We start from the raw sequence: 12,493 nt of genomic DNA on the forward strand, positions 1-12,493 counted from the left end.
GCGCGCATCACCGGGCGGACAGCCCCAGAGCACGGATGAGGTGCTCCGCGATGGTCTCGACGTGGGGCGGGTCGATGACGGACAGATGGTCGCCGCCGACGGGGACGATCTCCAGGGACGGGCACAGGGGCGCCCACCCGAGGTCGGCGTCCTCCCGCAGATAGCGCGGGTCCAGAGCGGTGGTCAGCCGCTGCGGCTGCTGCGCCCGGTAGAGCACCACATGACCGTCGTGAGGACGGGGGACGTACCGTTCGCCGACGCGGGCGTCGACGTACGAGGTCCGCTGGTGCTCCATGATTCCCGGGCTCATCTCCAGACCGGCCTCCGCGACGAGCTGCATGATCACCTCGATCTGCTGCTCGTCCGGGGTGCCCGCCAGCTCCTCGTAGGGAAGCTCCAGACGGTGGCCGTACGTCTGCTCGATGTACTCGGCGAAACGGCCGAACCGTTCGAGCAGGAACTCCGGCGACTCCCGCTGCTGCAGGGCGGCGGGCAGGATGGTGTCGATCAGCCCGAGGAACCCGACGCCCTGCCCCTCCTCCTTCAGCTGACGGGCCACCTCGTAGGCGAGGCAGCCGCCGAAGGACCAGCCGAGCAGGTGGTACGGGCCGTTCGGCTGGATGCCCCGGATGAGCGTGCGGTAGTGGGCCGCCTTGTCCTCCATCGTGCTCAACTCGTCCACGCGTTCCAGCCCGTACACGGGCAGCCCGGCCGGCAGCAGCTGCGTCAGAGGCAGGTACACCGAGGTCGGCCCGCCCGCCGGGTGGAACGTGAACAGCGGGGGGCGCGGCGATCCCGCGGGCGCCGGGCGCAGGGTGGTGACCGCGGAGGCGCCGGTCCGGTTGACCACGGGCCGGATCAGTTCGGCGACGGCCATGACCGTGCGGTGGGCGAGGACGGCGTCGGCCGTCAGCGCCAGCTGCGGATCGTCGCCGAGCCGCCGGCTGATGACGCCCGCCATGGCCGAGGCGGCGGCCAGGTCCCCGCCGGCGGCGGTGAAGTCCTCGCGGATGTCCTTCGGCCCGCGCCCGAGGACCTCCGCCCACGCGCTCGCCACCAGCCGCTCCGCGGCGTCCCTCGCGCCGAGGGAGGTCGGCAGCGAGGGCGGGGGCGACTGCGCCTGTCGCACGCTGTCCGGCGCGGAGGCGGCCAGGGGCGCCGCGGGGTCCAGTCCGAGCCGCTCCAGCACGGCGGAGCCGAGCTCCCGGAGGCAGGCGCCGCGCAGCAGCTGCGGGGCGGGCAGGTCGACGCCGAAGTCCTGGCGGACGGCGTTGCGGATGCGCACCGCCATCAGGGAGTCCAGCCCCAGCTCGGTCAACGGGGCCGTCTCGCTCAGCTCGTGGACGCTGAAGCCCATGATGCCGGCCGTCCGCCGGACCAGGCGGGCGTACACCGCGTCCGGGGCGGAGCCGCCGAGCGCCGCGATGCCGTCCGGGCCGATCCAGTCGTCGACGACGACCGAGTCGTCCTCCAGGACGTCGGTGAAGAAGGGGATGGCCGACAGGCCGGGGAACGCCGCCAGCACGCGGTCCGCGTCGAGGTGGACGACTCCGACGTGCGTGCGGTCGAGGACGACGAGCGACTGGAGGGCGTCCATGCCCTCACCGAGCCGGATGGGCTCCAGGGCCAGCGCCGGGTTCCCGGCCGTCGACGCGACGTTCTCCCAGGGGCCCCAGGCGATGGAGGTCGCCGGCAGGCCGACGGCCCGGCGGCGGTGGGCGACGGCGTCGAGCCAGGCGTTGGCGGCCGCGTAGGCCGACTGTCCCGGTGAGCCGAGCAGCGCGGCGGCGGAGCTGTAGTTCACCCACCAGTCCAGGTCGTGGTCGGCGATCGCCGCCTCCAGGTTGCGGGCCCCGACGGCCTTGGGCCGCAGCACCGTGTCGACGTCGCCCGGTTCGAGGTCGGTGATCACCCGGTCGTGCAGGACGCCGGCGCAGTGCGCGACACCGCGCAGCGTGTGGCCCTCGGCGAGGGCCGCGCTCACCAGGGCCTCGGCCACGCCGGGTTCCGCGATGTCCCCCTGGACCACGGCGACGGACGTGCCCCGGGCCTCCCACCCGGCCAGCGCCTCCAGGGCCTCGGGGCCGGGGTCCCGGCGTCCGTTGAGGACCACGCGGCCCGCTCCCTGTTCGGCGAGCCGGGCCGCGGTCGCGAGCCCCAGCCCGGTCAGGCCGCCGGTGACGACGTAGGCGCCGTCGGGACGGGCGAAGACCACCTCGTCGCCGCGCCGGGGGGTGAGGTCGGCACGGGCGAGCCGGGCGGTGAGCCGGGTCCCGGTCCGCCAGGCGATCTCGTCGGCCTCCCCGTCGGCGAGGAGCTCCTCCACCAGATCGTCGACCGCGCCGGTCTGCCGGTCGACGTCCACCGAGGACGCCCTCAGCTGCGGCTGTTCGAGCGCCAGCACGCGGACGAGGCCGCGCAGGCAGGCCAGGTGCGGCGTGCCCGCTTCGCCGGGCCCTGTCGACTGCGCCAGCACCGTGGCCATCCACAGGCGCGGCGGCTGCCGGCGGGTGTCGGCGGCCAGGCGGCGGGCCAGCCGGGCCGCCGTGCGCAGCGGCCGGATGTCGTCGTCGCGGTCGCACTGCGGGAAGAACAGCACGACGGCACTCGGGCCGTCCTCCGCCGCCTCCAGCCAGGCGTCGAGCGCGCCGTCGACGGCGTCGTCCCGGGCGTCGGCCACGGTGAGGGCGGCGCCCTTGGCCTCCAGGGCCGATGCGAGCGAGCCGGTGACGCCGCTCGCGGCGTCCGGTTCGTCGCTGACGAGCAGGACACGCCGCGGTCGGCCCAGCGGCAGGGGAGCGGTGGACTTCTCCCACTGGACGTCGTAGGCGCTCGTCTCCAGCGGCCGTGGCACCTCGTGCCGCTCGACGGGACGCAGCCTGACCTGCCGGGCGACGATCTCGCTGGTGTCACCCCGGGCGGTGAGGTCCCAGTGGCTGACGGCGGGCTCCGCCGCGTCGTCGCCGTCCGCGGGGGTGCAGCGGATGTCGTACGCGGTGTCGAAGACGCCGGGCCCCTTGACGTGCAGGGACGCCACGCCGACCGGGACGCCGGCTTCCGTGTCCGCGGAACGCGCCGCTTCGAGCATGGCGGTCAGCAGCTGGGCGTAGGACGGCCGGTGCGGATGCTGTACGTCCATCAGGGCGAAGTGCTCGACGAGGACCGGTTCCCGTTCCGCGGCCGGGCGCTGCCGCCCCTCGGCGGCGCCGTCACGGGTGACGCGGGCCGAGGCGTGACAGCTCCAGGTGGGGCCGGCGCCGCGGGCGTGCAGGGAGACGGTCCCCTCCGTACCGGTCGCAGGCTCCCAGACCAGGGTCACCGGAGTGCTGTCGGAGAGGGCGAGCCACTGGTGGATCCGCAGGTCCTCGACGCCGAGCCGGGTGATGCCCTCCCGGGCCCACAGGTCCAGTCCGGCCTCGATCATCAGTTCCGCCGCGTCCGCCAGGGTCAGGATCGCTCTGTCGTGGACCGTGCCCCGCAGGCCGTGCCGGCGGGTGCCGACGTCCGCCTGCCACAGCGCGGCGCCGCTCCTCGGGTCGTCGGTGCGCACCCCCAGCAGCGGATGCCCCACGACCTGTTCGGAGCGGACGGCACGGGCGAACCAGAACCGCTCGTGCCGCCAGGGCGGTGTGGGCAGCGAGGTGCGCGCTCCGGCCGGCCACAGGCCCGTGTCCAGCCTGACGCCGGCGAAGTGCAGCCGGGTCAGCGCCGCACGCAGCTCGACGGTGTCGTCGGTGTTCTTGTGCATGGTGGCGACGACCAGGGCCTGGCCCCCCGCCGGGATCGCGTCGAGGGTCTCGGCGAGCGGGACGACGGCGATCGGGTGGGGCGAGATCTCCAGGAAGAGGCCGTGGCCGTCCTCGGCGGCCGCGGCCACCGCCTGCTGCAGCCGGACGGGACGGCGGACGTTGGCGCACCAGTACTCCGCGTCGGCCGTGATGTCCGTCCGGGGATCGTCGAGAGCGGTGCTGTACCACGGCGTGGCGGGCACGCGCGGGCGCAGTCCGGCCAGGTCCTCGCGCAGGGGCGGCAGGACGGGGTCGACCTCGGCGGAGTGCCCGGCTCCGCCGACCTCCAGCAGCCGGGCGAGGTGGCCCTGCTCGGTCAGCTCGTCCACCAGGTCGCGCACGGCGTCGGCCGGTCCGGCCACGGTGCAGCGCTGCGGAGAGGAGTGGACGGCGACCTCGACGCCGGGAAACCGGCTGAGGACGTCGGCCCGGGTCGCCGCGGGCAGCTCGATCGCGGCCATCGCGCCGGCGTCGATGGTGGCGAGGAGGGCGGACCGGCGGACGATGACGCGCAGTCCGTCCTCGGCGCCCAGTGCTCCGGCGACCACGGCGGCGGCGACCTCGCCCATCGAGTGGCCGATGACGGCGGCGGGTACCACACCGTGCGCCCGCATGGTCCGCGCCAGGGCCAGCTGCATGCCGTAGAGCATCGGCTGGACCCGGTCGACCGTCCCGTCGTGCGAGGTCGTGAGCAGGTCGGTCAGCGTGGAGCCGGTCTCCGCGAGGAAGACCGGGTCGAGGGCGGCCACCTCGGCGGCGAACAGGGAGTCCTCGGTCAGCAGCCGTCGGCCCATGCCCTCCCACTGCGAGCCGTATCCGGAGAAGACGAACACCGGCCGGCGCGGTGTGGACGGCTGCGCCGCCGCGGCGTCGGCGCACGCGGCGACCACTCCGGGAACCGTTTCGCCCCGGGCGAGCGCGGCGAGCCTGTCGGCCGCCTCGCGGCGGTCCCGCGCGACGACCGCGGCACAGGACGGGCCCCGGCGGTGGGTGGCGAGCGTATGGGCGAGGTCGGTGAGGGCGGGTGCGCCGTCGGCCGCCACCCACCGCGCCAGACTCGCGGCGACGTCGGGGAGCCGGTCGGCGGACCGGGCGGACACCACCAGGACGTGCGGGCGCCCGGCGTCCTCGTCGTCGGCGGGCGTCCGCGCGGTCCCCGGGGCGGGCGGCGGCGCCTGCTCCAGGACGACGTGGGCGTTGGTGCCGCCGAAGCCGAAGGCGGACACGCCGGCCCGTGCGGGCCGCTGTCCGGCGGTGGGCCACTCGGTCGGCTCGGTGACCACCCGAAGGCCCAGCTCGGCGAAGTCGATGTGCGGGTTGGGCGTGCGGAAGTGCAGGCCGGCCGGGATACGGCCGTGCCGCAGGGCCAGGGCGGTCTTGATCAGCCCCATGATGCCCGCCGCGCCCTCCAGGTGGCCCAGGTTGCTCTTGACCGACCCGAGGAGCAGCGGCCGGTCGGCCGGCCGCCCGGCTCCGACGACCGCTCCGAGAGCCGTCGCCTCGATGGGGTCCCCCAGAAGCGTGCCCGTCCCGTGCGCCTCGACGTAGTCGAGGTCCGCGCCGTCGAGCCGCGCGTCCCGCAGCGCGTCGCGCAACAAGGCTTCCTGGGCGGCCGGGTTGGGCGCCATGAGCCCCGCCGAGCGGCCGTCCTGGTTCACCGCGGTGCCCCTGATCACGGCCACCACCAGGTCGCCGTCGCGCCGGGCGTCGGCGAGCCGCTTGAGCACGACCACACCGCAGCCCTCACCGCGGGTGATCCCGTCCGCCGAGGCGTCGAACGGCTTGCACCGGCCGTCCGCGGCCAGCGCGCCGGCCTGCTGGAAGGACGCCGTGACCGCCGGGGACAGCAGCACGTTGACGCCCGCGGCCAGCGCGGTGTCGCACTCCCGGCCGCGCAGGCTGCGGCAGGCCAGGTGCACGGCCACGAGGGACGACGAGCAGGCCGAGTCGACGGTGATGCTCGGGCCGCGCAGGTCGAGCGAGTACGAGACCCGGTTGGCGACGATGCTGCCGGCGGCCCCGGTGCTCGTCCACGGCGTCAGACGCGCCGGGTCCGAGGTCGTCAGCTGCCCGTACTCCAGGGCGCTGAGGCCGACGAAGACGCCGGTGGAGGTGGCCCTGAGGGAGTGGGCGGGCGTTCCCGCGTGGTCCAGCGCCTCGCAGGCCACCTCGAGCAGCAGCCGTTGCTGGGGGTCCATGACCTCGGCCTCGTGGGGGGCGATGCCGAAGAACTTCGCGTCGAACCCCGCGACGTCGTCGAGGAAGGCGCCCCAGCGTGTGGTGGCCTCCATCAGCGCGGTGACGTCGGAGGCGGTGCCGGCGAAGTCGCGCCACCGCTCCTCGGGGACCTGGCCGACCAGGTCCGCTCCCGCCATGAGCCGCTCCCAGAAGGCGTCGGGACCCCGCACGTTCGCGGGCAGCCGGCATCCGATGCCGACGACGGCGACGGCGTCCTCGTCGTCGGCGTCGGAGGCGGCTGCCCCCGTACCCGCGTCGGCGGAGGCGCGGGCCTCCTCCGCGCCGGCGTCCTCGTCGTCCGTCAGCGCGCCGACCAGCTGGGCGAGGGTGGGGTTCTCCCACAACAGGGTGGCGGACAGCGGCCGGTCGAGCACCTTCTCCAGCTCACCGGTCAGCCCGACGGCGTCGCGGGAGGTCAAGCCGTACTCCGCCAGAGGGCGGGCGTCGTCCAGTTGTTCCGGGGAGATGCCGCAGAGGTCCGACACCAGCCGCACCAGTACCGTCCGCAGCGCCTCGGAACCCGGCCCGGAGCGGGCGTCTGGCGTGACGGGGGTGGTCCGGACGTCCTCCACGGGCTCCTGGTCTCCGCCTGGTCGCTTCATGCGGTGCCGGTCTCCCTCTGTGCTCGGGTGTCGTCGCTCCAGGCGCCCTGGAGGTAGTGCTCGCGGCAGGCCCCGCGGGCGACCTTGCCGCTCGTGGTGTGGGGCACGGTGCCGGGCGGGGCCAGGACGAAGTCGTGGACGGCGACGCCGTGGCCGGTGGAGACCGCCGCGCGCACGGCCCGTGCCGCCTCCTCCCGGACGCCGTCGGCGTCCGCCAGGTCGCGGGCGTGCTCGGCGACGACGACCAGGCGTTCCCCGTCGTCGGTGAGGACGGAGAACGCCGCAGTGTGATGGCGGCGCACGGCCGGGTGGGCGCTCTCGACGGTCTGCTCGATGTCCTGCGGGTAGTGGTTGCTGCCGTCGATGATCACGAGGTCCTTGATGCGCCCGGTGACGTAGAGCTGGCCGCGGTGGCGCAGCCCCAGATCGCCCGTGCGCAGCCACCCCCGCGTCCCGCCGTCCGGGCCGTCGCCGTGGAGGGCGGCGCGGAACGTGGCCTCGCTCTGCTCCGGCCTGCCCCAGTAGCCGCGCCCGATGTTGGGGCCGCGCAGCCAGATCTCGCCGACGTGACCGTCCTCCAGACGGACGTGCGTGACCGGGTCGACGACGGCCGCCTCCTGGCCGGTGGGCAGGCCGCAGCCGACCAGGCGGGTGACGGCCCCTGTGCCCTCGGCGACGCGTGCGACGCCGGCCGCGAGCGCGTCCCGGTCGAAAGGGGTGACGGTGGGCTCCTCGCCCGCCGGTGAGGCGGACACGAAGACGGTCGCCTCGGCGAGCCCGTACGACGGGCGCATCGCCGTGGGGACCGCGCCGGCCGGGGCGAAGGCCTGCTGGAACCGGTGGAGCGTCTGCTCGGAGATCGGTTCGCTGCCGTTGACCATGGCGGCGACGGACCCCAGCGACAGCTCGCCGCGCTCCTCGTCGGTGACGCGGCGCGCGCAGTAGTCGTAGGCGAAGTTGGGGGCGGCGGTGATCGCGCCCTGGTGCGCGGTGAGCAACCGCAGCCAGCGGACGGGCTGTTGGACGAAGGCCAGCGGGTCCATCAGCACGGACGGGACATGGCCGACGAGGGGGAGCACCACCGCCAGCACGAGCCCCATGTCGTGGTAGAGCGGCAGCCAGCCGACGGTGCAGTTGTGGCCCGGGCGGATGCCGTAAGCCTCAAGTGCCTGGCGGGCGTTGGCGCAGACGTTGGCGTGGGTGATCTCCACGCCGGACGGCACGCGCGTGGAGCCCGAGGTGTACTGCAGGTAGGCGCAGTCCCCGGGCCGGACAGGGGCGGTCTCCCCGCCCGCCGCCGGGCCCCCGGCCGCCGGCTCCGAGACCAAGTCCCGCTCGGTGACCACACGTACGCGCAGCCCGTCCTGGTTGGCGCAGAACTTCTCCACGCTCGGGAGCGAGTCCGGGCTGGTGAGCGCGAGCACCGGGTCGGCGTCGGTGAGGACGGCGCCCAGCTTCGCCGCGTGGCCGGGCAGGTCCGGCGTGAAGAGCGGCACGGCGATCGCGCCGGAGCACGCGGCTGCGAGGAAGCCGACGACGTAGTCCAGGTTCTGCGGCGCCACGACGGCGACCCGTTCGCCGACCGCGCCGGCGCGGCGCAGCGCGCTCGCGAGCGCGTCCACCCGCCGCTCCAGCTCGCCCCACGTCAGGCTGGAGGGGACGCCCCCGCGGTCGCCGGCGAAGTCCACGAAGGTGAACGCCGTTTCGTCGGGTGTGCGGGCCGCGGCTTGAGCGAGATAGTGACTGATCGTGTCTCTCACGGTTTCCAGCACTAAGTCACCGAACCTTTGTCTGAGGAAGGGGGCTGACTCCTGGCAGTGGTGAAGGAACAGCCAAACACGGAGGGATGCCGGGCATCCAGTGACACGCCGAGGCGAACCGCGGGCCGAAAAGCTCGGCGGAATACCCGCGAGTCGCCCTCGATATGTCCGGGGTGCGGCGTATGCAGGAGGGGATTTGAGAACGCGGCTCCCCTTTCCGCTTCCTTCCACCGTCGCACGAGGCAGGTATCGTGAGCCGACCGCGTGTCATCGCCCTTCTCGTGGCCGTTCTCCTGCCGTCGTTCATGACGGCCCTGGACAACACCATCGTCAATGTGGCACTGCCCGCAATTCAAGCCGAACTCGTCTTGACCGACGCCGACTTGAAATGGGTCGCGGCTGTTTATCCGCTCACGCTCGCAAGCTTTCTCCTGCTGGGCGGACACCTGGCCGACATCGTCGGGCGGCGCGCGACGCTCCTGTTGGGCGTCGCCCTCTTCAGCGTGTCCTCGGCAGGCGGCACGGTGGCCGCCTCGGGGGAGGTGCTGATCGCCCTGCGGGGGCTCCAGGGCGCCGGCGCCGCGCTGATCCTGCCGGCGTCGCTGGCCGTCATGGCGCAGGACCTCCCCGCCCGCTCGCGCAACGTCGCCTTCAGCGCCATGACCGCCACGCTGGCCACGGCGCTGGCCTGCGGACCCGTCGTCTCCGGTGTGATGACCCAACACCTGGGCTGGGAATCGGTGTTCGCGATGAACGTGCCGCTCGGCTGCGTCAGCCTCCTCTTCGGCTGCGCCGTCCCCCGGCGCGCCCCCTTCGGCCGCTCCCCGTCCGCGCGAACGGTCACGCTGTCCCTGCGCGTCGTCGCACTGGCCTGCTGCGCGCTGGCGGCCCTCGCCCACTGGCTGATCGAAGGAGCCGCGTACGGGTTCACCGGCATTCCCGTCGTCGTCTCGGGAACCGTGTTCGCCGCCTCGGCCTTCGGTCTGTCGTACGAACTGACGCTCCGCAGGAACGCGGCGCTGCGGCTTCTCTTCCGGCAACGTCCCTACCTCGGCGGAGTCATCACCCAACTGCTGGGCGGACTGAGTGTCAGCGGGGTCTATTTCTTCACGTCGCAATTCCTCCAGAACGGCCTCGGACTCACCCCGACATCGGCTGGTCTCACCTTTGTCCCGCTGGCTCTTTCCGTACTCGTCACCGCCCCTTTCATCGGTCGGATCGCGAACCGCTGGGGGCCCGGCAGGGTGTCCGCCGCGGGCCTTCTCCTGGTCGGCTCGGGATTGCTGCTGATCGCGCTGGGGAGCCTGGGAGGAACCGTCGTCCATATCCTGCCCGGGCTTTCCGTCGTCGGCTTCGGCTCCGCGCTCGCCGTTCCGCTCACCACCCGCGCCCTGGAATCCTCGCCCGGCCACCTTTCCGGTATCGCCGCCGGATTGTTCAGCGCCATCCGGGAGGCGTCCGGAGTCGTCGGGATCGCCCTCGTGGGCGCCGTCGTGTCGTTCGTGGAACAGAGCGCCGTCGCCGCGGGAGCCGGTGAGACGGACGCCTTCCTCTCCGGCTACAAGATCGGGCTCTGCATGGCGGCTGCGCTGGTCGGGGCCGGCGCCCCCGTCGCGCTGTGGGCGCTGCGACAGGGCGAGGACACCCCGGAGGGTGGCAGGGAGACGTCCCCGTACCCCTCGGAACGGGGACGGTGACGGCCGGCACGCCGACGGCGTCACCCGTTCACCCCGGTGGCCTGCCGTGACTTGCCGGTGCACCTCGCACGCACAGACTGGGAAGGAGCCTGCGCACCGGCGGGAGCCGGGCCGGCCCACGGCCACCCTCGCCTTCTCGCGGCACAGCCATGTCCCGCCCCTCTCCTGACGGAAGGAACAGGTATGGCCACGCTCCTCTACCGGCTGGGCGCCTTCGGTGCCCGGCGGTGGCGAACGATGCTGACCGGCTGGCTCCTCGTTCTGTGCGCCGTGGCCGCCCTGGGCGTCTCCTTCGCCGGCGCGTTCCAGGCCGGCGACTCCATCCCCGGCTCCCCGACCCAGCAGGCGCTGACCCGGATGGAGCGGCACTGGCCGGCGCCCGCCGGCACGTCCGGGCACATCGTCTTCCAGGCGCCGCCGGGCCACCGGGTGACCGAGCCCGGCCTGCGCAAGTCCCTGGCCTCCGCCCTCGACGCGGCCGCACGCGTGGAAGGGGTGATCCGGGTCGGCGACCCGGCCACCAGCGGCCAGGTCTCCGGCGACGCGCGCACCGCGGTCGCCCAGATCCTCTTCGCCGAGCGGGACGGCCAGGTGCCCGGCGCGACGCTGCGGGCCGTCGAGGACGCCGGGGCCGAGGTCCGCAGGGCGGGCTTCGTCACCGCGTACGGCGGCGAGGCCTACGCCCCGCACAGCTCACCCTTCGGCCCCACCGAGACGGTCGGCCTCGCGGTGGCACTGGCCGCTCTGGTGATCACGTTCGGTTCGCTGCTCGCCGCCGGTCTGCCGCTGATCACCGCCGTCCTCGGCGTCCTCGGCACGATGGTCGCCCTGACCGGACTGGCGTCGGTGTTCGACATCGCCGACAACGCCCCGACCCTGGCCGTCATGCTGGGCCTGGCCGTCGGCATCGACTACGCCCTGCTCATCGTCTCCCGTCACCGCGCCCAGCTCGCCGCCGGTGTGCCCGTCCGGGAGTCCGTCGCCCGGGCCACCGCGACCGCGGGCAGCGCCGTCGTCTTCGCCGGGGTCACCGTCGTCATCGCGCTGGCGGGACTGTGCGTCGCGGGCGTCCCGATGCTCACCTCGATGGGCCTCGCGTCCGCCGGGGCCGTCGCGGTCGCCGTCGTCGTGGCGCTCGCCCTGCTGCCCGCGCTGATGGGCATGGCAGGCCATCGACTCGTCCCCCGGCCCGGATCACGCGCCGCCCGCCTGGCCCTCCAGGCCGGCCGCACGGACGGCGAGCCCGCCCTCGGGGTGCGCTGGACCGAGGGAGTGCTGCGCCACCCCCTGCGCACCCTGATCCTGGGCACGGCCGTCCTCGTCGCCATCGCGATTCCCGCCGTACGGCTCGAACTAGCCCTCAACGACGAGGGCTCCCAGGCCGTCAGCACCTCCGGCCGTCAGGCCTACGACATGATCGGCGACGCCTTCGGGCCGGGCGCGAACGGCCCGCTGGTCGTCGTCGTCGAGGACGCCGACCCGGAGACCGTCCGGGCCACGGCCGCCGACGTCGTGGAGGAGCTGGCGGGCGTCGAGAACATCGCGCACGTCAGCGGCGTCGAGGTGGCCGGGGACGGGAAAGCGGCCCGGGTCCAGATCGTCCCCGGCACGGGACCCCGCACCCAGGAGACCGCCGGTCTGGTCTCCCGGCTGCGGGAAACGACCCGGTCCGTCGGCGACGCGCACCACGCCTACGTGGCGGTGACCGGACAGACCGCCGTCAGCGTCGACGTCTCCGCCCGGCTCGGCGGTGCGCTGGCGCCCTTCGCCGTCGTCGTGATCGGCCTCTCCCTGCTGCTCCTGCTGGTGGCGTTCCGGTCGGTCGCGATCCCCCTCAAGGCGACCCTGGGCTTCCTGCTGTCCATCGGCGCCGCCTTCGGCGCGACCGTCGCCGTCTTCCAGTGGGGCTGGCTGGCCGGCCCGCTCGGCGTGCCCAGTCAGGGTCCGGTGGCCGGCTTCGTGCCCATCATCGTCATGGCCGTCCTCTTCGGCCTCTCCATGGACTACGAGGTCTTCCTGGTGTCCGCCGTGCGCGAGGACTACGTCCGCCACCGCGACGCCCGCGCGGCGATCACCGCGGGGGCGCGCACCTCGGCCCGGGTGGTGACCTCGGCGGCCGTCATCATGATCTCGGTGTTCGTCAGCTTCCTCTTCTCGCACGCCATCGACATCATGCCGATCGCGTTCGCGCTGGCCTTCGGCGTCCTGGTCGACGCCTTCCTCGTCCGGATGACCCTGGTGCCCGCGGCCCTGGCCCTCCTCGGCGACCGGGCCTGGTGGCTGCCCCGCCGGCTCGACCGGATCCTGCCCCGCATCGACGTCGAGGGCGGGAACGCCCCCGCCCCCGGGGCGGCCGGGCCCGGCGCCGGGGAACACCGGCCCGGCGAGCCCGCGAGAAGGTGACCGGG

The 12,493-nt window shown here is 74.2% G+C and carries 4 protein-coding genes; 2 read left to right on the forward strand and 2 right to left on the reverse strand.

Features of this window, described 5'->3' with window-relative positions; genetic code table 11:
• Window positions 1-7: 7 nt before the first annotated feature.
• Window positions 8-6,628: an SDR family NAD(P)-dependent oxidoreductase gene (locus ACIOC0_RS00705; protein ID WP_402150579.1), complete on the reverse strand. Its 6,621-nt coding sequence runs from the start codon at window positions 6,626-6,628 to the stop codon at window positions 8-10.
• Window positions 6,625-8,388 carry a fatty acyl-AMP ligase gene (locus ACIOC0_RS00710; protein ID WP_402150582.1) on the reverse strand — a complete coding sequence of 588 codons (1,764 nt, stop codon included), beginning with the start codon at window positions 8,386-8,388 and terminating at the stop codon, window positions 6,625-6,627. The genes ACIOC0_RS00705 and ACIOC0_RS00710 overlap by 4 nt, the downstream gene beginning before the upstream one ends.
• Window positions 8,389-8,639: 251 nt before the next feature.
• Between ACIOC0_RS00710 and ACIOC0_RS00715 the strand changes: the two genes are divergently transcribed.
• Window positions 8,640-10,085 carry an MFS transporter gene (locus tag ACIOC0_RS00715; RefSeq protein WP_402150585.1) on the forward strand — a complete coding sequence of 482 codons (1,446 nt, stop codon included), beginning with the start codon at window positions 8,640-8,642 and terminating at the stop codon, window positions 10,083-10,085.
• Between the two features lie 183 nt (window positions 10,086-10,268).
• Entirely contained in the window at window positions 10,269-12,488 is a 2,220-nt protein-coding gene (locus ACIOC0_RS00720; protein WP_402150587.1) for an MMPL family transporter, read from the forward strand.
• The last annotated feature ends 5 nt before the right edge of the window (window positions 12,489-12,493 follow it).

Origin of the sequence: Streptomyces sp. NPDC088254, assembly GCF_044740925.1 — a bacterium.
In the GTDB taxonomy this organism is placed as follows: domain Bacteria; phylum Actinomycetota; class Actinomycetes; order Streptomycetales; family Streptomycetaceae; genus Streptomyces.